25 protein-coding genes and 3 pseudogenes are annotated in these 22,176 nt (G+C 58.0%); 21 read left to right on the top strand and 7 right to left on the bottom strand.

All coding sequences use genetic code 11. From position 1 onward, the window contains the following. Positions 1-221: 221 nt before the first annotated feature. The 13 genes and pseudogenes from GGD62_RS07525 to GGD62_RS07470 form a co-directional block, all read left to right on the top strand. On the top strand, positions 222-677 hold the full coding sequence (locus GGD62_RS07525; RefSeq protein ID WP_179737229.1) for a cupin domain-containing protein: 456 nt from the start codon (positions 222-224) through the stop codon (positions 675-677). A gap of 266 nt (positions 678-943) precedes the next feature. Next, a pseudogene (locus tag GGD62_RS07520) lies at positions 944-1,318 on the top strand (adenylate/guanylate cyclase domain-containing protein); the annotation flags it as partial. Between the two features lie 92 nt (positions 1,319-1,410). Beyond that, a complete protein-coding gene (tnpA, locus tag GGD62_RS41820; protein WP_183707800.1) occupies positions 1,411-1,803 on the top strand; it encodes an IS66-like element accessory protein TnpA in 393 nt (130 codons plus the stop codon). Then, entirely contained in the window at positions 1,800-2,147 is a 348-nt protein-coding gene (tnpB, locus tag GGD62_RS07510) for an IS66 family insertion sequence element accessory protein TnpB (RefSeq protein ID WP_183707798.1), read from the top strand. Before tnpA ends, tnpB begins: the two co-directional genes overlap by 4 nt. Positions 2,148-2,217: 70 nt before the next feature. Continuing rightward, positions 2,218-3,867, top strand: a complete 1,650-nt coding sequence (gene tnpC, locus GGD62_RS07505; RefSeq protein ID WP_183707796.1) for an IS66 family transposase — start codon at positions 2,218-2,220, stop codon at positions 3,865-3,867. A gap of 25 nt (positions 3,868-3,892) precedes the next feature. Next, complete coding sequence (locus GGD62_RS07500; protein ID WP_210317760.1) at positions 3,893-4,312, top strand: hypothetical protein; 420 nt, start codon at positions 3,893-3,895, stop codon at positions 4,310-4,312. A 220-nt stretch (positions 4,313-4,532) separates the two neighbouring features. Further along, positions 4,533-4,823 carry a VOC family protein gene (locus GGD62_RS07495; protein ID WP_183707794.1) on the top strand — a complete coding sequence of 97 codons (291 nt, stop codon included), beginning with the start codon at positions 4,533-4,535 and terminating at the stop codon, positions 4,821-4,823. A gap of 528 nt (positions 4,824-5,351) precedes the next feature. Then, on the top strand, positions 5,352-5,579 hold the full coding sequence (locus tag GGD62_RS07490; RefSeq protein ID WP_179737235.1) for a hypothetical protein: 228 nt from the start codon (positions 5,352-5,354) through the stop codon (positions 5,577-5,579). After that, entirely contained in the window at positions 5,566-5,835 is a 270-nt protein-coding gene (locus tag GGD62_RS07485) for a hypothetical protein (RefSeq protein ID WP_183707792.1), read from the top strand. Before GGD62_RS07490 ends, GGD62_RS07485 begins: the two co-directional genes overlap by 14 nt. 667 nt (positions 5,836-6,502) lie before the next feature. Next, complete coding sequence (locus GGD62_RS07480; RefSeq protein ID WP_179737239.1) at positions 6,503-6,724, top strand: hypothetical protein; 222 nt, start codon at positions 6,503-6,505, stop codon at positions 6,722-6,724. Positions 6,725-7,251: 527 nt separating this feature from the next. After that, a complete protein-coding gene (locus GGD62_RS07475) occupies positions 7,252-7,434 on the top strand; it encodes a hypothetical protein (RefSeq protein ID WP_179737242.1) in 183 nt (60 codons plus the stop codon). A 40-nt stretch (positions 7,435-7,474) separates the two neighbouring features. Next, entirely contained in the window at positions 7,475-7,642 is a 168-nt protein-coding gene (locus GGD62_RS41815; RefSeq protein WP_409333934.1) for a DUF6894 family protein, read from the top strand. A 331-nt stretch (positions 7,643-7,973) separates the two neighbouring features. Then, positions 7,974-8,947: pseudogene (locus GGD62_RS07470) on the top strand (caspase domain-containing protein); the annotation flags it as partial. Positions 8,948-9,129: 182 nt separating this feature from the next. On the opposite strand, the pseudogene GGD62_RS07465 reads toward GGD62_RS07470, so the two are convergent. Further along, positions 9,130-9,465 (bottom strand): annotated as a pseudogene (locus GGD62_RS07465) (transposase); the annotation flags it as partial. 1,736 nt (positions 9,466-11,201) lie between these two features. Here GGD62_RS07465 and GGD62_RS07460 point away from each other — a divergent pair. Beyond that, on the top strand, positions 11,202-12,203 hold the full coding sequence (locus tag GGD62_RS07460) for an ABC transporter substrate-binding protein (RefSeq protein WP_312014251.1): 1,002 nt from the start codon (positions 11,202-11,204) through the stop codon (positions 12,201-12,203). Between the two features lie 260 nt (positions 12,204-12,463). Here GGD62_RS07460 and GGD62_RS07455 read toward each other — a convergent pair whose 3' ends face one another. After that, positions 12,464-12,832 carry a sensor histidine kinase gene (locus GGD62_RS07455; protein WP_179737246.1) on the bottom strand — a complete coding sequence of 123 codons (369 nt, stop codon included), beginning with the start codon at positions 12,830-12,832 and terminating at the stop codon, positions 12,464-12,466. Beyond that, entirely contained in the window at positions 12,819-14,048 is a 1,230-nt protein-coding gene (locus tag GGD62_RS07450) for an MASE4 domain-containing protein (protein WP_183707790.1), read from the bottom strand. Before GGD62_RS07450 ends, GGD62_RS07455 begins: the two co-directional genes overlap by 14 nt. Positions 14,049-14,298: 250 nt before the next feature. Here GGD62_RS07450 and GGD62_RS07445 point away from each other — a divergent pair, with 250 nt between their 5' ends. Together GGD62_RS07445 and GGD62_RS07440 are read left to right on the top strand one after the other, a co-directional pair. Continuing rightward, positions 14,299-14,472: a hypothetical protein gene (locus GGD62_RS07445; RefSeq protein ID WP_179737250.1), complete on the top strand. Its 174-nt coding sequence runs from the start codon at positions 14,299-14,301 to the stop codon at positions 14,470-14,472. A 156-nt stretch (positions 14,473-14,628) separates the two neighbouring features. Continuing rightward, positions 14,629-14,889 (top strand): hypothetical protein, encoded by a 261-nt coding sequence (locus tag GGD62_RS07440; RefSeq protein WP_183707788.1) that lies wholly within the window; start codon positions 14,629-14,631, stop codon positions 14,887-14,889. A gap of 153 nt (positions 14,890-15,042) precedes the next feature. Here the strand turns inward: GGD62_RS07440 and GGD62_RS07435 are convergent, their stop codons facing one another. Further along, positions 15,043-15,504 (bottom strand): MaoC/PaaZ C-terminal domain-containing protein, encoded by a 462-nt coding sequence (locus GGD62_RS07435; protein WP_183707786.1) that lies wholly within the window; start codon positions 15,502-15,504, stop codon positions 15,043-15,045. An 801-nt stretch (positions 15,505-16,305) separates the two neighbouring features. On the opposite strand from GGD62_RS07435, the gene GGD62_RS07430 reads away from it, so the two are divergent. Then, on the top strand, positions 16,306-17,286 hold the full coding sequence (locus tag GGD62_RS07430; RefSeq protein WP_183707784.1) for an ABC transporter substrate-binding protein: 981 nt from the start codon (positions 16,306-16,308) through the stop codon (positions 17,284-17,286). A 425-nt stretch (positions 17,287-17,711) separates the two neighbouring features. Here GGD62_RS07430 and GGD62_RS07425 read toward each other — a convergent pair whose 3' ends face one another. After that, entirely contained in the window at positions 17,712-18,398 is a 687-nt protein-coding gene (locus tag GGD62_RS07425) for a helix-turn-helix domain-containing protein (protein ID WP_183707782.1), read from the bottom strand. 356 nt (positions 18,399-18,754) lie between these two features. Between GGD62_RS07425 and GGD62_RS07420 the strand changes: the two genes are divergently transcribed. The 3 genes from GGD62_RS07420 (at position 18,755) to GGD62_RS07410 (ending at position 20,255) form a co-directional block, all read left to right on the top strand. Continuing rightward, positions 18,755-19,063, top strand: a complete 309-nt coding sequence (locus tag GGD62_RS07420; protein WP_183707780.1) for a hypothetical protein — start codon at positions 18,755-18,757, stop codon at positions 19,061-19,063. 740 nt (positions 19,064-19,803) lie between these two features. After that, complete coding sequence (locus GGD62_RS07415; protein WP_183708255.1) at positions 19,804-20,079, top strand: hypothetical protein; 276 nt, start codon at positions 19,804-19,806, stop codon at positions 20,077-20,079. Beyond that, entirely contained in the window at positions 20,019-20,255 is a 237-nt protein-coding gene (locus GGD62_RS07410) for a phasin family protein (protein ID WP_179737259.1), read from the top strand. Before GGD62_RS07415 ends, GGD62_RS07410 begins: the two co-directional genes overlap by 61 nt. Here the strand turns inward: GGD62_RS07410 and GGD62_RS07405 are convergent. Together GGD62_RS07405 and GGD62_RS07400 are read right to left on the bottom strand one after the other, a co-directional pair. Beyond that, complete coding sequence (locus tag GGD62_RS07405) at positions 20,233-20,439, bottom strand: hypothetical protein (RefSeq protein WP_179737205.1); 207 nt, start codon at positions 20,437-20,439, stop codon at positions 20,233-20,235. The two genes, GGD62_RS07410 and GGD62_RS07405, sit on opposite strands and share 23 nt — an antisense overlap. 168 nt (positions 20,440-20,607) lie before the next feature. Further along, positions 20,608-20,883 carry a hypothetical protein gene (locus GGD62_RS07400; RefSeq protein WP_179737261.1) on the bottom strand — a complete coding sequence of 92 codons (276 nt, stop codon included), beginning with the start codon at positions 20,881-20,883 and terminating at the stop codon, positions 20,608-20,610. Positions 20,884-21,266: 383 nt separating this feature from the next. On the opposite strand from GGD62_RS07400, the gene GGD62_RS07395 reads away from it, so the two are divergent. Further along, positions 21,267-21,890 (top strand): response regulator transcription factor, encoded by a 624-nt coding sequence (locus tag GGD62_RS07395; protein ID WP_179737263.1) that lies wholly within the window; start codon positions 21,267-21,269, stop codon positions 21,888-21,890. The last annotated feature ends 286 nt before the right edge of the window (positions 21,891-22,176 follow it).

Below are 22,176 nucleotides of genomic sequence, written 5' to 3'. Positions count from 1 at the left end.
AATCGGCCCGTAGCTGACCTTTCACGCGAACCACAGTCGCGGCCGCTATTCGGCGTAGACCGGACCAGTCCTGAAAGAGGGTTGAAGTCGCAGCTTGACCCGTAGCGGGCACTGTCGAACAAAATTCGTCCCTCCGCTTCCTAGTTCGTTTCTAATAGACTCCGGTCGCTCGTAAGAGTTCTAATAGCGCGTTGCTCTACTTCACAATGGGAGGAACTCACATGAGAGAACTCTTGGTGATAGCGGGCTTGATTGCATTCTCATTGCCGGCGTCGGCGCAAGACACGCCGACGCGGGTTACGCCAGATGCGCTTACGTGGGCGGAGAACCCGGCCTTTCCGAAGGGCGTCCAGATTGCAACTCTTGTGGGCGACCCGACGAAAGCAGGGGATGTGGTCGTCTTGCGGATCAAGTTTCCCCCCAACTTTCAAATGCCGCCGCACACTCATCCCTATTCCGAAGTTGTGACGATCATCAGCGGCAACGTCGGGACCAGCCATGGCGAAAAATTCGAGAAGAAAGGCGAGCTGTTAAAGCCCGGCTCGTTGTGGGTTTATCCGGCAAAACACGCTCACTACGCCTGGACCGGAAATGAGGAGGGGATTCTCCAAGTTCAGTTCGTCGGTCCTGGAGGCATCGATTACATCAACCCAGCAGACGATCCGCGCAAGAAGTAGTCGCAGACCCAGCGTCTGATGCGACCCGGCGCTTCCGAAATCGAGGATGCGCACAGCTGACTCATGCCGACTCGTGGCCCGACCGGGAAGTTCGGTGCGCCTCTAAGAAGGTCGGCTTGTCAGGCAGACAGGAAATCGGCGGCCCCCGGTCCGACCGACGCAAATGACCCATAACGGAACTGGGAATCGCACTACGGATCGGATGACCATCGGCGCGTCGTCGGCTAGACTGGTTTCCCAGTTACCGAACCGGAACGGGTGTGGGCATGGCCCGGACGCTCGCCGCCATCGTCGCCGCCGACGTTGTCGGCTATAGCCGACTGATGGGTGACGACGAGGCGAAGACTTTGGCGGCGCTCAAGACGCATCGACGAGAATTGATCGATCCCAAGATTGCCGAGCACCAGGGCCGCATCGTCAAGACTACGGGCGATGGCCTTCTGATCGAATTCCAGAGCGTGGTCGAAGCCGTGCAATGCGCCGTCGAAGTTCAGAGCGCAATGCAGGATCGCAATAAGGACTTGCCGGATGACGGTCGCATCGAATTTCGCGTCGGCATCAAGCTCGGGGACATTATCATCGACGGCGACGATATTTATGGCGATGGCGTCAACGTCGCGGCAAGGCTCGAAGCGCTCGCATTAACGTATCCCTCCGGCGGCGACCGCCTTGTGTAGCTTGAGAGGCGGCCCGAGGATTTGACCTTAAGTCTAGCTTTAAGGTCACGTGGCGAATGCAGGTCAATGTGTTGGGCGCCGAGCGCCGGCGGCGATGGAGTTCCGACGAGAAGGTTCGCCTTGTCGAAGAGACCTTGCAGCCTGGCGAGACGGTCTGCGGCGTCGCGCGCCGGCACGGGGTGGCTCATAGCCTGCTGTTCACCTGGCGTCGACAAGCACGCCAGGGGCGACTGGGCGGAGATGCCGTGCCAGCTCTTGTTCCTGTCGAGATCACGTCTGTGGCGGCTCCGATCTCGAACGGCGCGCCACAACCAGCATCTTCACCGCCTGCGCAGCGTGCAAGGGCTGGAATCATCGAGATCGAGCTTGGCGGCTGTCGTGTTCGCGTTGACCGCGACGTGGACGTTGAGGCGCTGCAGCGAGTTCTTGAACTCCTGCGGCGACGATGATCCCGATTCCGAGCGGCGTCAGGGTCTGGATCGCGACCGGCCACACCGACATGCGGCGCGGCATGCAGAGCTTGGCTCTTACGGTTCAGGAGAACTTGAAGCGCGATCCCCATGCTGGCGATCTCTACATCTTCCGTGGTCGCCGCGGCGATCTGGTCAAGATTCTTTGGCATGATGGGTTGGGCATGTCGCTCTACGCCAAGCGCCTGGATCGCGGTAAGTTCATCTGGCCTTCGGCGTCAAACGGCGCGGTGTCGATCTCTGCGGCACAGATGGCTTACATGCTCGAGGGCATCGACTGGCGGAATCCGCAACTGAGTTGGCGACCGCAAAGCGCGGGCTGAGCGAAGAAATCTGCGGTTGCCGCCATTTTGGGGAGTCACATCGCTTCTAATCTGTGATTCACTGCGTCACATGGATGCCGACCGCAACGCTGTTCCGGATGACATTGCCGCCCTGAAGAAGGCGCTGGCAGTCGAGCGCGCCAAGGGTTTGGAGATCGCAGCTGAACTCGCGGTCGCCCGCGCGAAAGCGTCGGAAGACGAGGCGCTGATTGCACAGCAGAAGCTGCAGATCGCCAAGCTGAAGCATCAGATCTACGGCCAACGGTCAGAGCGTTCAGCGCGGCTAATCGAGCAGTTGGCATTGGCACTCGAAGAGCTGGAAGCCGACGCCACCGAGGACGAGCTTGCGGCAGAACGGGCGGTGGCCAAGACGACGACGGTGCGGGGATTTATACGCAAGCGCGCCGAGCGCCAGACCTTCCCCGAGCACCTTCCCCGGGAGCGGGTGGTGATTGATGGGCCTACGGCTTGTGAATGCTGCGGCAGCAGTCGCCTGCGCAAGCTCGGCGAGGACGTGACGCTGACGCTGGAAGTGGTGCCGCGCCAGTGGAAGGTGATCGAGACGGTCCGGGAGAAGCTCTCCTGTCGCGACTGCGAGAAGATCAGCCAGGCGCCGGCACCGTTCCATGCCATTCCCCGGGGATGGGCTGGCCCGAGCCTCCTGGCCATGATCATGTTCGAGAAGTTCGGCCAGCATCAGCCGCTAAACCGCCAGGCCGACCGCTACGCGCTGGAAGGCGTGCCGCTCGCACTGTCGACCATGGCAGATGCCGTTGGGGCGGTCTGCGCCTCGCTGGATCCCCTGCTGCGCCTGCTGGAAGCCCATGTCATGGCGGCCGAGCGCCTTCATGCCGATGATACGACCGTGCCGGTGCTGGCCAAGGGAAAGACCGATACGGGCCGGTGCTGGATCTACGTCCGGGACGACCGACCGTTTGGGGGCACGGACCCGCCGGCGGCGATGTTCTACTACTCGCGCGACCGCAAGGGCGAGCATCCCCAGGTGCATCTGGCCCGGTATGCCGGCATCCTGCAGGCCGACGCCTACGACGGGTACAACCAGCTCTATCTGGCCGGGCGCCAGCCCGGACCAATCCGGGAAGCTGCCTGCTGGTCGCATGGAAGGCGCCCGTTCTTTGCTATGGCCGACATCGAAGAGAACGCTCGGCGCAAGGCCGCCAGCAAAAAGGAAATCCCGCTGTCTCCGATCGCGATCGAAATGGTGCGCCGGATCGACGCGTTGTTCGAGATCGAGCGTTCCGTCAACGGCAAGAGCGCCGAAGAGCGCCTTCAGGTGCGGCAGACGCTGAGCCGGCCTCTGGTCGAGGATCTTCAGATCTATATGCGGGAGCAGCTCGCCAAGCTGGCCCGGGGGCATGACTTGGCCAAGGCGTTCAACTACATCCTGAAACGATGGGCGAGCTTCACGCTGTTCCTGGAGGACGGACGCGCGTGCCTCTCCAACAATGCCGCCGAACGAGGCTTGCGAGGCATCGCTCTTGGACGAAAATCCTGGCTGTTCTGCGGGTCTGATCGCGGAGGGCAGCGCGCCGCAGCCATGTACAGCTTGATCGTCACAGCCAAAATGAACGGCGTCGATCCGCAAGCTTGGCTGGCCGATGTCCTTGCCCGGATCGCTGCCCACCCAGCTCATCGGCTGGACGAGCTTCTGCCCTGGAATTGGCATCCGGCATCAGCGCTCTCCGCTCGAGCGGCATGACCACGCACGTCAACAAGGCTCATCCGTGCATTATCTCGACGGCGGAGCTTGGCTCACTTGTTACTTTATGGTGTTGAACATGAATCATCCCTCCAAGCTAAGCGCCGCCTTCTCGGGAGCGTTACGTACCTTCAGCTATTGGATTGCTGCTGGCTCCGTCGGGCATCCTCTTCTCGAAGGGATCGAATACCGCCAGGTAATGTTAGCAGAGCCGAGCTTGATGGAGCAGGCCTATGCGATCTTTGCGAACATCATCGAGTTGGATCAGCAGGGTATGCCCGTTAACGCGAAGTATGCGGAGCACCGTGCCGCCCAATGGATCCGGAGCTATTGCGACCGAGGGTTCCAAGTGATGCCGCCATTTGAGTCCTGGGAGCTCGAACTCAATGAACCACCACCGAGAGAAGACCCAAAGCCTTGGCCGACGGCGTGCGCACGGAAGTGAGGCAAATTGCACCCCGTCTGAATTAGCCGACTACGGCCTTCTCGGCGGGTAGGCATACTGAGAAGGGATCCAAATCTGCGGCGTTCAACGGATGGGTACGCATTAACGTATGTAGCTCGCGATCTCGGAGGAGGCGCGGCCTTAATCGATCGCGCGCTAGTGCTCAATTCCAATTTGGCCCAGGCGTGGTTTTGGGGTGGTTGGGTGAAAATCTGGCTAGGTGAGCCCGAGGCAGCGATCTCTCGCTTATCCGACGCGAGCCGCGCTCGGCGGCGCACTCCGCCGCCTCCGCGCCGCCGCAGTACAGCTCGCCGACGCCAGCGACCACGGCGGTACGAAGGCCCTTTATCTCCGCGATCCCGACGGCAACGGCGTCGAACTCTACTGGGATCGACCAGAAAAGGAATGGCCGCGCAATCCTGGCGGCTCGTTGAAGATCGTCAGCAAGCCGCTCGATGTCGAAAATTTGGCCGCGACCGGAGCGTCCGGCACCGATGTTCAGCAAGGATAGTCTGCGTCTGGACGAGAGAGGCGCTTGGCTGATCTGTCACTCTGAGGATTTGGTCGTCCCGTCAGCTTTGGGCCATAGCGGAATCACAAGCCGGCGATCCTCGGTCTATCGCCTCACCCCCCATCGCATCAGAACGTACGGGACAGCGAAACTGAGCACGACCAGAGCCGTTCCGAGGTTCTTCCATTCCCGAGGGCTATAGCCCCAGAGTACATACTCGACGTGAGACGCATAGTAGACAAGAGGGCATACAACGGCGAAGCCAATTACGCCGGCTAAGACTGCCTCGCGCGGCTCCAATACCTCATACCACTCTGGCTCTTTCATCGCCGGCCCTGGTAACGAGTACTTCTTGCGTCAATTACGATACGATATTCGCATGAATGTAGGCCAAATATGCTTGCCTTCAGGGTGAGCAGATCTAGTCCGTTATGCCTCACAGAGCGGAAGTCACTCCGACGAGGCGTCACTTCGCTGATGGGCCCATATGAGGAGTCATCAGTTGGAGAAAGCGAGGGAGTGGCGAAAATGAAACAAAAGCGCAAACTGCCGCCGCAGCCAGAGCACACGCTGCTCGCGACTGTGAAATCGGTCACGGTAAGTTACTACGTGGGAAACCACGGCGATGGTGTCTCCGACGAAGCCATCACCGATGTGCTTTGCGACATCCTTGCGATGACGCCAAATATGCCCGACAATCTCCGCAAGGAAGTGACCTGCTCGCTCATGTGCTCGCGCCAATATGGTCGCGCATGATCCTGACGAAAAGGGCTGGCCGAGCATTGGCAAAGGGCAGACCGTTCCGGAAATGCCTTTCTTACTCAACATGCGGCTCGGCAAGGAAGGAGGATTGTTCTCCGCCTACCTGCCCGAGGCTGCATACTGGGCGTTGCAAGCCGACTTGAAGAGCGGGCGGTTGAAGTTCATTGAGGCGAATTTCATCAGGCCGCGGCATGGCTATGGTGAACTGACGAGTATCTACTTCTCGGAAACCCCGCCGGAGAAACCGTGAGCAGCATCCGCAAGCATGGCCGTGCGGCCGCCACTTGCTCTTCGCCCCGGTAAATGGGTGCGAGCCGTTTACCGGCCAATACGCGAGCCTGCGGGGTCCTCCAATTGGCCTCGCTGACAGCGCACAGGCGGCGCTCCTATCAAATCAAACCGGAAAATCACCCGGGCGAAATATCCTCGAAGGGAGCGGTCGCGCGTCCCCGCCTCTCAAGGGCCGTGTCGGAGGACCCGCCAAAACGCGGATACGAAATTCCGGAATAGTGGGGGTCGCGCATCGGGCACGGCCGACGGTGCGTCACCATCCAATTCGGTTAGGCGTTTTAACATGCCTTCCAGATGCGATGGTAGCGGGTTGAGATCGTCCGTGAGGGTGCCGCGAAGGTGCTCACCAATCTCATTGCAGATCGCCCGGCGATGCTCCGGATGATCTAAATCGGGGGAATGGACCAGGGGCGCGGTCGGAGGGGAGTCCACCATGTCTGCCACCGTTGGCCTTGACGTGCACCGCCTCCTTTGCCGTGCACGGATATCCTGCCGCCGTGGTAACGCGCGACATGCCCCCCTTGATCCGGGCTTTGCACTGACACCGCCGGGCGTCCGAAGTTCTCCGATCGGCAATCGGGTTCCCATGCTATCATGTTCGCCCGCGTGGGCTTAGGAGGCAAGAAATGTCTACCTACCTGCGATTACAAACCGCCGATTTAAACCCGGAAATGGTCAGCCGCATCACGGCAGCTTACGAGCAGGCGCTCCATACGCTTTGTGTCCAGGATCGCGACGACCCACTCACGGAAATGGTCGCAAGTAAGATCATCAAGATCGCGCAAACGGAGGTCCTCCCCCCGGCACAAATTGCGGCTTTAGCGATCAAGGAACTCGAAATGCGTTAGGCGTCTTTGCCTAACGCGCCTGGAACTGAAACATTCCCGACTTCGGCAGGTTGGCTATTGGGCTTCGGGGCTTCGCAATATAGGCCGCAAACCGGACGCAGGGCTGCGCTTGCCACGACCACCGCCGCTTGTGACCCACAGCCGTCGCTCCCCGGTTGCCGGCACCTGTTCCGATGGCTTTGCGGTACTGGCTGCCCCAGTGCTAATTTGAATTTCGGCAGTGGCCTAAATCACTTAGGGAACAACTTATGATACATTGTCGCCTAATCTATGAAGGCAATTGCTAGGTGCGGAAGGTGCGATCAGCTGGACGAGAAGCTCCAGCACTACCGCAGGATTGCGAACGGGTAGGCGACAAGCTTACTACTGCAGCCCTCGAAAATCTGGCCGAGCAATACGCGGCCCAAAAACTGGCGATGCGCCCGAAGGCCGAGGAAGCGATCTATCGTCCCTAGCTAGGAGGGCGGAACACTTGGATTGAATGTACATTAATTAGCATGAACGGACCAATTCAGGGGATTGGCGTAATGGGTATCGAGCGTATGCACCCGCCGAGCTACTGGCAGATGCGAGCGGAGGAGTTTCGAACCAAGGCCGACAATTGCGAGCATCCTGAGACAAGGAAGAGCTTACGCAATGCCGCCAAGACCTACGAGGAACTCGCCCGCCGTGCCGAGCAGATCCGCACCGTCCAAGACGCAGCGGAGTAGGCGGTTAGGAACAGGGACGACTAACCTGTGTTAATCGGCAATGCCGAGATACTTTTTCAACGTTCATAGCGCAGAGCCGAGCTCCGATGACACAGGAGAGGATTTGCCGGACGACGAAGCGGCGTGGCACGAGGCTACGGCCTTTGTTGCTGAAGTCTTGAAGGACATCTACGGGAGGTTTCGCCCCGTGGCAAGAATGGTCGCTTGAGGTGACGGACGAAGCCGGGAGGCCGATCTTCTTCATCAACATTGGATCTAGGAAAATAAATTAAGGCTGCGTCAGCTTAACGGCCTCGCCGTTTTTAGAGGAATTCCGCTCGTGGCCCATCTGCGAAGTTGCGCCGCGGAGGTCCGCTCATCGCGCCAGAGCGGACCAGATTTGCTCACCTGAGTTCTTCGCATTTTGACCCATGGCGGACGTTCGCTCCCCGGAGCATCGCCCAGCCTCGAAGCATGTGGAATGTGACGGATATCACAGAGCCTCTGCTTGCCTTTCGGTAGGGTTATGCTAGGCTGCGCACATATTATCGGGGACTGTAATGGGCGCTCTTCGTTGGTTGTCTTTGTTCGTTTCCATCTGGCTCGTGTGCGGTTCAGCCAACGCCGAGCGTCGTATAGCGCTGGTGATGGGCAACTCGGCCTATAAAAGCGTACCAAAGCTCTCCAACCCGGCGAACGATGCCGCCTTGGTCGGCGGCATGCTCAAGAAGGCCGGGTTCGACTGGATCGACATCAGAACCGATCTCAATGCGGCCGAGATGCGCAAAGCCCTGCGTGACTTCGGCGGGCGAGCGCGAGATGCAGAAGTTGCCGTCATCTACTACGCTGGTCATGGCATCGAGCTAGACGGAACAAACTACCTCATTCCGACTGATGCGGCTCTTGAGACCGACAGTGACGTTTCTCGATGAGACGGTAGCGCTTGACCGAGCGCTGTTCGCCGTCGAGCCTGCCAAACAGCTTCGGCTCATCGTTCTGGACGCTTGCCGCGACAATCCCTTTGCCAAGTCCATGAAGCGCACGGTTGCTGCCCGTGCCATTGGTCGCGGTCTCGCCAAGGTAGAGCCGACCAGCCCAAATACAATGATAGCGTTCGCCGCGAAGGCCGGGTCTACGGCTTCTGATGGCGATTCCAAGAACAGTCCGTTTGCGGCAGCGCTTGTCGAGCGACTGCCAACACCGGGTCTCGACCTGCGCAAGGCGTTCGGCTTCGTCCGAGACGATGTTTTGAAGAACACCAGCTATAAGCAGGAGCCGTATGTCTACGGCTCGCTTGGCGGCGATGATGTGCCGCTAGTTGCAGCGAAACCGACAGCTACCGGGCCGCAGGCAAGCCCGGATGACGCTATTCGCCGGAACTACGAGCTTGCCCTGCAAACTCGGCACCCGTGACGGCTGGAACGTTTTCCTCGTTCAATACCCGGAGGGCTTCTATGCGGGGCTTGCCAAGGGTCAACTCAACAAGATCGCGGCGGAGGAGGCCCGCGCAGCGGCGGTCGAGAAGGCTCGGCAGCCCGTCACTACTCCGCAGCAGCAACCTCCTGCTACATCGTCCCAGCAGCCTGCTACGTCACCACAGCAGCCAACGCCACGAACGTAGTGGCAGCGATGTCAGCCTTTGGCCCTATGGCGAAGTTTGGCCTGGATCCGAAGTGGTCTGCTGATCGGGAGAGAGCCGACCGGTCCGGATCTTGCCTTGGCCAGGACCGGCACTGTGGTGTCATCTGCGTGGGTGCGCGCGGCTGCGAAGACGTGGCTCCGGATCGCATCGACCAGAGGCATCAGGGTTGCCGCGGAGGCACCTACCCAGTCCGCGAGCGTCGATACGTCAAGGTCGATGCCTTCACGCTGGTAGACGTTGCTCTGACGATGAAGCGGCAGGTGCAGGCCGTACTTGGCGAACAGAACATGGGCCAGCAGTTTAGGCCCTGCACGCCCGCGTGCAATCGGATGCGAGGGAGCTGGCGGCTGGATGATCGCTTCGCAGGCCCGGCAGACAAGCTCGCGCACGTGCTGGATCACCATCTTCCGCAATCGGCTGTCGCCGCAGCTCGTGCGGTTGAGGTATTATTAGAATAGCGTCGGAATGTCTGAACTGGCCCCTCGCGTCTCGCTGCAAGGCTTATGATCGTTCGGCCCTCGGAGGAGATGGAAGCGGCCCGCGTGGTCTTGCGACGTGAAACCAGATCACAACTTGCGTTCTCAATGTTGAAGCTGTGGCGGAGCCGGTTCCAGTGAGTCGCAAGCGAAATTCCGAAATCGCCTACGCCAAGGTCCGTTACGGTAGAGTTGCAGCTCTGTTATGCCCGAAGTGCGGTGCCACATTGCGACAAACACTTGAGTATTCTCACCGTCAGCGTGCTGCGAAATTTGGTAGCGGACGAGGCTCGGTTCCACTGTGTGCGTAGAGACGAAAAATTTGTCGGTAGCGAAGCAGCGGATGACTCTATCGTCCCCTTCGACGTCTCGGCCGTACTGCCGGAGTAAGTTGTCGGCGAGCTTAATAAGCTCCGCGACGGACGCCCGGTCGAGCACCGTGCTACTAGCAGAGCGTCGTCTAACCAGCCTTCTCGATGGCTCGATCACTGGGGACTGGGCGTAGCCCAACAGCGCGGCGATCTGTCGCGCGATGTACGTTGTCGCCCGCATCTTAGGCTCCCCGGAGCGATGACCAGACCCATACAACGTGTAACTGTGTTTGCTGTTCCGCCACCTTGAGATAGTATACTATTCTTAGTTGTGCGCCTTAAGAAGCAGTCCGACGTGGCTTGGGGCGTTGGTCTTTTCGTACTGCCGCCGGAGCGCCAATCTTCATTTCTACCGCAAATCTGACGCAGACGCTGGCAGTCCAGACGGCGCACGATGGCAAGGTTCACGGTGAGCAACGCTTAGCGCGAGGCGAGATACTGTTTACGGTCGTGCAAGCAGTAGGAGCTGTCCTGGCCCGAGGCGGTCGTTTTGATTTAAATCAACGCAAGCCAATTGGCATCGCCTTTCTTGCTATTGATGAGGCATTCGGAGCCCAAGAGATTCAACGTTACGCCTGCGGTTCGCCGCGCGATGATTGCGACGAATGACCCAGAAAGTGTTTCGCATTTATGGACCGAACGGCAGCTCATGGAAGGGCGAGCGAAACGGCGTCTCGCCGCGCGTGCTCTGGAAACTGCTCGCGAACGAACTGATAGAAGACGAGCCAATGCCCCGCCGGTCGTAGCCGCAACCATCCGCATGCGCCTGAGTAAGCTTGGGCTCGACACTCTAAAAGCGAGTTTAGACGGGAAAAATGAGGGGAGTACTGCGAAAAAGCTGATAACGCTCTTCGCCATGAGAGTCACTTTTGCAGCCGATCTATGCTTCAGTTCATATGCCCGCTCGTGGCCAATCAGCGAAGTTGCGCGTGGTCTAACGGAGATCCGCTCATTGCGGCAGAGCGGACGAGATTTGCTCAAGACAGTCTGAGCCTGCACTCAAACCCCTCAACCGCCCGGGTCGAAATCATTCTTGCGGTCGCCAGCGCCTGAGGCGGGGATGTGAGCACCGTCGGCGTCTGTGATCTCCTCAAGCATCGACGTGGTCAGCAACCACGGCAGAACGAAATGTGTAGCAGTAATGCTGTCGCAATTTGGCTTGCCATTTGGAATTTTACGAGCGAGATCAAAGTGTTTCTCGCTTCGTGGAGCTGGGGGGGCAGGCAGAAGTCTGTCGCGGATGGCGGATGCAACACTTTTGATCTAGCCACTTTCAATGAGCCCGACTGAACCGCTACGATGCCTTCACCAGAGAGCTTAGGAGCGCACATGAGACGGCGGGAGTTCATCACGCTTCTTGCCGGCGCGGCACCTCTGTGGCCGCTTGCGGCGAGCGCGCAACGTTCAGCGGCACCTGTTATTGGTGTGCTGTCGGTGGGTTCCCCTGACGTAGCGAGTCCCTATGACGCAGCATTCGAAAGAGGTCTTGCGGAGAGGGGGTACGTAGTTGGAAGAAACGTTACGATAGAGCGTAGGTGGGCACGAGGAAACCACAGTAGGCTTCTGGAGCTCGCTCAGGAGCTCTTGCATTTCAACCCAGCGCTGATCATCGGAGGGGGCAATGTGGTTGCGCTCGCGGCAAGGAAGGTAACTTCAACCACTCCGATCGTATTCATAATCGCGTCAGACCCCGTGAAGCTCGGACTCGCAAAGAGCTTCGCTCATCCCGGCGGCAACGCCACGGGCATATCTATGATGACAGCGAGACTTGTCCTCAAGCGTCTCGAACTGATCCAGGAGATGCTCCAACAAAAGGCTACCGTCGGATTTTTGGTAAACCCTGACAATCAAGACTTGCTTCAGGAAATTGACGAAATTGCCCGCTCGACCGGGCGGACCTTGAAAGTAGCCAAGGCGCGCAACCAAGATGAACTAGAACCCGCTTTCCGGCACCTTGTTAGTGCTCAAGTCGGGGCGGTCCTCGTCGGCAACGATGCGATATTTTTCAACCTGCGTGCGCAACTTGTCGCATTGGCTGATCGTCATTCGCTTCCGGCGTCCTATGAATTCCGCGAATTTCCGGCCGCCGGTGGCCTGATGAGCTACGGGCCGAGCCTTGTCGCAACTTTTGAAAAAGCCGGCACTTACGCCGCGCGAATCTTAGGAGGCGCTCGGCCGGAGGATTTGCCCATTCAGCAGCCCACGGAGTTCAGTTTGGTTCTCAACTCAGCAACCGCGCGCTCCCTAGGTATCAAAATCCCGCCATCACTGCTCGCCCGTGCAGACGAGGTGATCGAATAAGGCTCTACGTCCGATGTCGGCCTGCAGCGATCTTGTCGCGCGTCCGCCGACCTTCTGCTTTTGACCTTGGCTGTGTGAAAACGCCGAGATAGATGAGAGCGATAGAAGAAGTTGTTCGTCCAAGGCCGATCTAGCGCTCATGTTCGCAAGCGACTTCGAGTTAGACGGCGAACTGAAGAACGCTATTCTATCCGTCTTTCGCATTCTCGCGTTTTTACACAGCCAGGACCCAAAGCAGAACAGCTCCTCATCTTAGCGGCTTACGACGGGCAGTGTGACCTCGAGCGTCGAACCCCGAGGCCCTGATTTGGCAAGAACGAGGCGGCCCTCATACCTCCGATGATCGTGCGGCAGATCGCCAATCCCAATCCCATGCCCTCCGGCTTGGTCGTGAAGAATGGATCGAAGATGCGGTCCTCGTTCTGTGGGGCCACTCCGGTGCCGGTATCCTGAATGGACAAGAGAACGGTCCCGTTTCGCACAACCCGCGTGCCGATGTTCAATCGGCGGCCGTCGCGAAGGGTGGATGCCATCGCCTCGATGGCATTCTTGAGTAAGTTCAGAATGACCTGCTGCAACTGTACCGGATCGGCATTGACGAAGGATTCTTCGACCTCAAACTCCGTCATGACGATCACCTCGTTGGCTCGCAAGTCGTGTTGCAAAAGCCGCAGCACCTGGCCTACGACGTTGTCGATGCTGATCAGGGCGGGCTTGTCGATCGCATCCTTGAACAAGCTGCGAACGCTTGTGATAGTCTCGTTGACCCTTAGTCCGGCTTCTACGATTTCCCTGAGGATCGCTCTGACCTCTTCCAGCCAGGGACGGTGCGCGTCCAGCTCCCGCTGAGCGGTTTCTGCATTCAGTGGATCCAAGCGGCGAATTGATCTCATGAGCAATCGCGGCAGTGGCAGCATCGATGCTCACGAAGCGGTTTCCGCGCTCGCGGCGCTGCATCACCAAGGCACTGGCCAGCCGCGAATAGAGCACTGTCATTTCCGTGACCAGGACGGACAGCAGCAGGCAGCTTGCAACCAGGGCAAATCCACGAGCGGTGTACCAACCTACGGAAAATCGAGCAGCGCCCGCGTAAGCCGCAACCAAAAAGTTAGGAATCGCCGCGAACACTGTCATCATCAACCAGAGATCGAGCACCGTGCGCCTGCGGATGAAAAGCACCAGGAGTACGGTGCTCCCCAGTATCGTGAGGCCGATGTTGATTTGATTGCTAAGTCGCGTCTGCAGCATGAGACCCGTGGTGAAGAACTGCGGCAGATGCTGGACTTCGTCTATCGCCAGCCATGACAACAGAGCTATCGTTCCTAACACACATGCGAGCGTGATCGCGATGTCGGCCATTCTCCATTCTAACGACAGATTGCCTCTTTCCTTGAGCAGCGCATAGGCAAGAATGCTGAGGGGAAATGTTGTGTGCCAAAGCACGAAAAACCAAGCCGGCGTGGTGTAGGTGTCGCCGATAAGCCCGTTGGGTGCATAGCTGCCTGTAAAACTCAGTGTTTGCCGAAAGGCAAACGAGCTGGCGAAAATGTATCCGCTAGCAATGAGCAACAAAGCGCGCCGCGGCCGCACCCAATATTGAGCGAACAGGAGGGTTGCAGTCAGCAGATCTGCTGCACTCATGACCGTCTGAACAAGGGGAAGAAAACTATCTATCCGACCAATTTGTACATTCGCCAAGGGAGTGACAAACACCCAGACGATCAGCATGGCGGCCACGACAGCCAAGGCCACCGCTCGATGTCGTGGGGTATATGGCATCAAAGCGACCACCAGCGGCAGCTCGTGGTCTCCGGCTATCGTAAGTTGGCGCGGATTCGCGTTCACATCTCACCTTCGTGACGGATGTTCGCACCTATCGGATGTTTGAGAGGTGGCCAAATGTCTACAACGCCGCCGCTTCTGACCCATCGCGAACGACAAGCAGCAAAGCGCCGCGACGAAAAAGTTCGACTGCAGCTCTATCATTTGTTAAGGCTCGGGATAAAGTAGTAAGAGTCGCCGGTAGAGGCCGCTATGCAGGTGATCTGGTAATGATCCGCGTTCGTTTCCTGCGTAATGCGCAGGAAAAAACACAATGAATACGTCAGATGAGTGTCGGGCGCTGGCTGCGAATTATCGGCTGCGGGCCGCCGGCGACGCGGTGTCTCTGAGGAGAGCCGCTGTGTTGAGGAATATTGCAAAAAGCCTTGCGGCGCTCGCGAGCCAATACGAGATATTAGAGAGCATCATCGCGGAGGAGAAGCCTTAGAGAGGAGCAACGGGCTCTTCTGCTTATGGCCCAACTGCGAAGTTGCGCCGCATCTGCCGGACGTCCGCTCACCGCTCCTCAATGGACATCGCGCGATAGCACAGGGCGCTGGGCTCCGTTGCTTTTGGCACTCTCACGGGATTGACTGCCAAGCCAATGAGGAACAGGCTGTATTACGTCATCACCCGCCACCTGCCTTCAATGTTACCGCGAGAAGAACATCTCAAACTGAGCAAGGAAGCCGCGCTCGCGCTTCTGAGCGCAGGCCGTATGCGCGAGGCGGTTTCTTCGATGATGACGAATATCGTCAAGAGCCCGAGCAGCGCATTGCCTCATGAAATCCATGCATTCGGCATCTGTGCTGCTGCGGCTGGCGACACAAGGGCGGTGCGAGAATACATCGAAGGCTTTATCTGATATCTCTCAGCTCTATGTCAGCATTTGATCCGAAGCGACAAACTCGGTCGGGCGCTTTGATGTCGGCAATGAGGGGTAAGCCGGACGCGGCTTTGATCGCGCAGAACCGTCGCGATTGACCCATAGCAGACAGCCGACCAAGCCGACAAAGGCCTACGTGGCTGCTTTCGCATCCGGGCGCCTCGCAACGAGAATGTCGCCGATGGCCTGCAATACGATTTCGCGTCTTTGATTACGCAAACGGACCTGGTTGCGCACGATGCCCCGATCTGGCTTCGACTCCGAATCCCGTTTCTCCAAAGCGGTCACTTCAAGATCGAGCTCGTCTCCTGGGCGTACCGGATTCGGCAGCCGCAGCTCGTCCCAGCCCATTCCGGCAAGGATACGGCGCGGAGGCTGCAACTTGTTGGTTAACGATATGAAAATCGCGAACGTGTGTGCAGCGGATGCCGACAGTCCCGCAAAAACCGAACGAGCAGCAGCTTCCTCATCGAGGTGGAACGGCCGTGGATCGAACTGCTTTGCGAACTGTATTGTTTCGTCCTTGGAGACAAAATATGGGCCAGCCTTGAAGCTGTCGCCAACTTCGATTTCTTCAAAATACCTGCTGGTCATTGGTCAATCCTCCTGCACCATGGCCGCAATCCAACACCACGGTAGATTGTAAGACGGTTCAGGCGGCGGCACCAAATGGACTTTGGCAAGGAGGCCCGGGATGTCGCTTATTGGCCCGTGCTGACCTTAGCCTGAAGCGCAAGGGTGTCCGCTTCCGACAGGTGACCCGACCAAGTTCATGCTGGTCAACGAGGGCTGCCTTTGACCCGGAGCAGAAGTCAGCCTCCACATAGGTCAATTGTTGAACCAACACCTAATCGGCTCGCTTCCTACAATTAGCTCGGACAGAGCGGATGGAAAGGAGCGCTGAAATGCAAGTTCTCTTTGGCACTTCCGTTCAAGCAAGTACGCAAAGGATAGCGCTAAGATGATTGATGCAACGCCGGCAAAGTACGGCCACCGTTCGCCACTCATTGAGCACTCCGTAGCAGAAGCGTTGGCAATCGTCGAACGGGGCTGATCCGCTCTGTCAGCCCGTGCTCGTCGATCCAGGCTCCAATGCCAGTATCGCCGTTCGGGCGTGAATTATTCCCCGGCCTTGGTTCTGATAATGTACCGCTTTGATACTGCCGCCGGCCGGCCTCGTCAGATGTGAATTGGTTCACGTCCTGGCAAATGTTTTTGCTCGCCTCGCTCAACCTGAGCGGTCGCTTCTGCGACGGCGCAAGTGGCCTGTGTCGGCCTTGCACCGGCAGACCTCCTTCATGAAGCTGCCAAGGGTCGCCTTTGCCCCAGCGGTCCCTCTCAGGTTGGATCCGGAGCAAAATTGAACTAAGCTAACGGCCCCTTTGGGGACACCGCATGAAACGCCGACATTTCATGACGCTTGTGGGAGGAGCGGCATTGATTTGGCCGGCGCTGTCGCTTGGACAGCAATCGCCAAGGGTTTGGAAGATCGGGTATCTGGGATTTGGCGAAGCATCGAGCTGGGCGAGCGAAGTGAAGGCTTTCCGCGCCGGTCTTCGCGATCTAGGATACGTCGAGGGCAGGAATCTCAGAATTGATTTTCAATGGGCTGATCGAGTCGATCAAACCTTTGATCTCGCAAAGCAACTCGTCGACAGGAAGGTCGACATCATTTTCGCGCCTGCGTCCACCCAGGTAGGGCCCGCCCGGCGCGCAACTGCCACTATTCCCATCGTTTTCGCTCAGCACGCAGACCCGGTCGGGCTTGGAGACGTAACGAGCCTCCCGCGGCCCGGTGGCAATATAACGGGCATGTCCATGCTTCTCACAGAAGTGTCCGTGAAAGAACTCGAGATCTTGAAGGAAATACTTCCCGGTGCCAAGCGCGTCGGCTTGCTCTGGAATCCAACCACACCTTCGCATCCGACCGCTGTTGAGGCGGTCGATCGCGCAGCACGAACGCTCGGAGTGGAGCTCGTGCCTGCTTCAGCCAGCACCGTCTCAGAAGTTCAGGACGGATTTCAAGCCATGGCGCACAATCAATGCAACGGCGTTCTAGTCCTGTCATCGCCTCTATACACCGTGCAAGCTGAGCTGGTGGCCGAACTTCAAATGAAGCATCGGTTGCCTGCCATATTCGCAAATAGGGCCAACGTGAAGGCGGGCGGCCTGGCCAGCTACGGGGCGGATCTAGACGATCTCTATAAGCGTGCCGCCTTCTACATCGACAAAATCTTTAAGGGAGCTACGCCTGCTGAATTGCCGGTGGAGCAAGCTTCGAAATATTTCATGGTTCTCAACTCAAAGACGGCGAGGGCTCTGGGCGTCAATGTTTCCCCTATGCTGTTGGCCCGCGTAGATGAAGTAATCGAATGAGTCGCAAAGTTGCGATGCACGAGTCTGCTTGTGGCCCTTAGCCGAACGATGGTAATCCCGTCGTGATGTCCGTTATCGTCGGTAGAGCAGACGCGGGGCCGCGCTCGCCGGACGACCGCTTATGACCCCGTTGCAGAAGAAAGTCGGAGTTCTCTAAGCTCATGGCAGAGGCATTATTTGATTTAGATCAATTGGCCAATCGGTACCCGTCGAACTGTCGAGCCATGACGCCAACCGACGAACGAGGCCCAAACAGGGAGACACCTCCCGAACCTACGCGCCTTCAGGAGGCACGACGGGTCATCGAGGAATACATGGAAAGTCTGCGGGAGGTCATCAAGAAGCTCCGCCGCAAAATGAATTGAGGTGCTGTCCGTCCTAAGCCAATGGCCCAAGCGTCATTTGGTGCGGCGCAGTCAAGTCGCTCAATGACTTTGAAGATCAAATGCGTGCAGCTTTTTCCGGTTTAGAATGTTGATTTCGCGTTGGTTGATCTCAGTAAACTCGAGTACGCCGGCCCGACGCAGTCGCGACAATGCACGGGAAACAGTTTCAATGGTCAGCCCAAGGTAGTCCGCAATATCACGGCGCGTCATTGGCAAGGCCATCACGCCGGTAGGGATGCTTCGCTGATCCATTTCTATTAAGAATGCCGCGACGCGCTCGACGGCATCCTTGCGACCCAGAAGAAGCATGTGATCTTCAGCATGTTGCAGATTTTTCGTGGTTAGGCCGAGTAGCTCTCGCGCGAGTACGCTGTCACTCTGAGCAGCATCATCAAGCCTGTGGCGCTTCAGGAGCCGTACGGTGGTCTGAACTATGGCTTCTGCTGTGAACCGGTGGAAATCACCGTTCACCAATCCAAAGATGTCCCCAGAGAGATGAAATGCGCCTATTTGTCGCCGCCCATCATTGAGCATTTTGTAGCTCCGAGCGGCTCCTAGCTTGATCTGGTATATATACTCGGCAGGCTCTCCCTCGCCGAAGATTTCAGTGCCTTTTTGGTAGGTGAACTCGCTCAGGCAAACGAGCTGGTTCGAACTGCTCGATATACCGAGATCACTGAGCGTGGTTGGCCGATTAGTCCCATCGGTTGAAGTGCGCACAAACATCGGCCCCCCAAACGTGCATGCTCTATACATTTCAGAGGCTAGTTCACGCCTGTCCTTATAGTCATTGTACTAAAGGACAAGACCCGATTGCTGCGCTGTTTGAGAGAAGTCCGAGAACTCTCGTAGCTAAAGTTTGGGATCATACCTTCGCGGCTTTCGGCACAAGGCAGAAGATGGCGGCCGAGGGGATGGAAGACGTCTGGTCATTGATGAGGGGCCCGACGGTCGCGTTACTTTGAGCCTCGAAAACTTACGATACGCGCTCAAAGACGTCGTCCAGCCAAGCCAGTCCGAACGCAGTGATGCCACCTCTAACAAGCCCAACTGACGGACGGCGGACGTCTGCAATTGGCCCGATGGCGAAGTTCGGTTTGGCTCAGATATGGTCTTCTGATCGGGGCACACCGGAAGTGACATGGCGCCGGACGCGGCGGCGAGGTCAATATTATGATCAGTGGATTTCCATGTCCGCACTTCCGGCGTCGGCTGGGGCCCGCGAAATCCGCAATCGGCTTGGCCACGATTTTGGCCCGACGCAGTTGGACCATATCCGGCAACACGCGCCGCAACTGATACCGATCATGATCAAGTTCATCCATAACGATATCACCCCCGTGCTGGAGCAGCTGCGCATCCTCTGGACGACATCCAACGCGCGTCCATAATTTTACGCTGCCGCCGCGCGATCCTCTTTGTTGGCCCCGCGCATAGTCCAGATACCAGCGAAGGCGAACAGCGGACGATCCCCGCTAAGCGCGGACCAGACAACGGCCCTTCTTCTTGGTTTCGGGGTTCGGCTCCGAAAGTATGGGTCGGGAACTCTACTACTAGCAGCAGGGCATTGGGGCGTAGGCGCTACGAGCATCAAGCGTGGCGCGGCCGGCTTGTCAGAGTAGCCTATGCTCGGGGCTGCGCAGCGGTGAATGCCCATGAATCGCATTTTCCTCGCCATCATCGCTTTGACGTTGATATTACTTCTCGGCGCAATCAGCCGTCGTTGATCAAGTATGCTGACCTGTCTCACGACCGCACCGTTGGTTTCGTCGGCTCACGACAGAATAGCCGGCGAGAGCCCTCTGCTGCTCTTCTTGAGCAACATACGTTGCGGCGGGAACGAGGTGCAGTAAACCCTCGCTTATAATTCCTAGCGAGATCGGCCAATCTGGAAGATTGGGAAGTCTCAGGAACGGTCTCATCAGGGTGGCGTTTCTGCACAATAGGCTGAGGGAGTCATCGACACAAACGTTGGAGAACCAAAGATGGCAAACCCGCGTCCGGAAGAGAGATCGACGCAAAACATGGAAGAAGCAGCCCGCCGTACAGGCGAGAGGGCTGCGGAGCAGACTACGCGCATCGGGCAAGCGCGGCTGAAGCCGGCGAAGAAGTGGCACGGGCCAGTGCTGATATGCTCAAGCAAAATGTTGAGACGTTACAGCAGACCTGGCGCTCCAGCCTCGAGGCGGCGACCTCACAAATGGGACGGTCAAGCCAGCAATTTAGCCGCACGCTTGGCTTATCTGAAGAAGATGCGCAAAAGGAAACGGCGGCAACCGAACGGTCAGCTCGCAACGCGCAGACGCTCCTTTACAGTGGTACAGCCGCCGCCAAATTGATGGGGGAATGTCCCAAGAGTACCTCCAGATGGTTCGTCAACAATTTGAGAAGCACATCGAGCACTTGAACAGGTTGTGGACCTGCCGAACTCCACAGGACTTTGCGGCGGTGCAGAGTGACATGGTACGGGAGACAGTGGAGACCGCTCTGGAAAGCAGCCGTCGTATTGCCGACTTGTCGCTCAAAATGGCTGACGATACCGGGAAGCAGATTAAAAAAACTATGGATCAGATCCCACGCTAAGCAGGGCGGACTTGTTCAACGGAGAGAGCGGCAGGGGGCAAGCCGCTCTTGCCGCCCCGGCGAATTCAGCGCGATTTTCGTTTGCGCGTTCGCTTGCGACTGAGGCGTTTGGCACGACGCCGGGTGGAAGCTGCGGCTTCAGCGCGATCTCTGCCGGGGCGAACTCGGCGTCGGCGATGGACATTCCGGGGCTTCCAATACTCAAGGCCCGCAGTGATTGCGGACGTACCGGGTCACACCCTACCGCGCAGGGGTCGCCATCTCCAGTATTTAGTTAAAAAAGAGTTAAGATTGATCGGGCCGGCTTCAGGCCGACTGCAGCAAGGGCGTGCGGACGATCAGGCGGACGAGATCATCGCGTGACGGATCTCGACCTCGGCGGCTCATTGATTTGACTCCAGGTAAGATTGCCGGCGTTTGCCGCGGCCTTCCTTCGGTATTGCTCAACAATCTTGTCTCCCGATGCGCCAGCCATCAGGCTTGTACCGGCCTTCGCTGCCGCCAGCACTTTTTCACTTACCATGCGCTGGGCTTCACGTTGGGCCGCTTTGCCACCGCGCATCAACTTCGCTAGGCGCAGTCCGATCACGCGATTGCTTTCTAGCCCCAGCATCATCCAGTTCCACATGCTGCGATATTCCTAGCAAGGCGAATAACTTCGGATCACATCAACGACCACGGTGTGCGCGGTGTTCAAAGCCGGGTGGCTTGCTACGGCGATGGTTCTAGGTTTCCTCGAGGGCGCGTGCGGGGCCCCGGTTATTTTCGTCCTCGAACTGATTAGGAGAAGGCGAGAAGCGCCCTCGCGCCGGACAACTGCGCGCTCAGGATCATCAACGCGATAGGGAGCAGCGGCCTCTGCCGAAAGGAATAAACATTCCAAATCTTCTGAAATTCGCACTCCTTTTGCGGGTTCGCTCCACGTCCCGCTCATATTTGAACCGTTAAAGTGCTCGCGACGTTCTCCACAACTGGAGGAAGCGAGCACGTGCAAATGAGGACCAGATCGAAATGCGGGTACTAATCGTCGACGACCATCCCGTTGTCCTGACCGGCTGCCGGGCCTTGTTCGCTTCGGACCCTTCCGTCACGATCCTGGAGGCTTCCGATGCAAAGGAGGGCCACCGTGTGTACTTGCAGAAGCATCCCGACGTCACCGTGGTTGACGTGTGGCTTCCCGACCTTACCGGCTTCGAGTTGACCCGGCGAATCCGCTGGGATGATCCTGCCGCCAAAATAGTCATGCTCAGCGAGAGTGAGGATCCGGCGTTCGTGATGCGCGCTGTGGAGATGGACATTCAGGGATATGTCTCAAAGAGCGATGATCTCCGGCTCCTGGCCAAGGCCATTCGGAAGGTTGCAGCCGGGGAGCGCTTCGTCTCACCGCGTCTGGCGGAAGCGACGACGTTCGCGGGCGCGGCGATCAAGGCCAGTCCCTTGACGCAGATGAGCCCACGCGAACTTGAGATCCTGCGGCATTTGGGGCGTGGCGACCGCATTTCAGAAGTCGCGTCCGAACTCGGCATCTCCTATAAAACCGTTGCCAACACGACCTCCATGCTGAAGTCCAAGCTCGGCGCTAGAAATCACTCCGACCTGGTCCGGATCGCAGTCGAGATCGATTTGCACCGGTGACTGGGATTCTGCTTTTGGCAGTTTTCACGCAGCAGCGACATCGGAGAGAGTCCTGCTCACTGTTGGCACTTGAGCGGCACGACCTCTGACGCGCGCGCGCGACGGCGAAGAGGGCGAGCCATATGAAGTTATCCCCACGAACTGATTGAACTCATCGTCAGAAGCGTCCGCACGACCCCCATTAGACAATTTGGAACCCAATCGGCCGAGCGGAGTTAAGTCGCCGCTTCTCATGTTGTGTTGCGAGGCCGAGCGAGGGAAGCCCATGCGTCGCATTCGACTTGTA

This window comes from Bradyrhizobium sp. ERR14, from assembly GCF_014198235.1.
Classification (GTDB): domain Bacteria; phylum Pseudomonadota; class Alphaproteobacteria; order Rhizobiales; family Xanthobacteraceae; genus Bradyrhizobium.
This window is presented reverse-complemented; position numbering and strand designations above follow the sequence as displayed.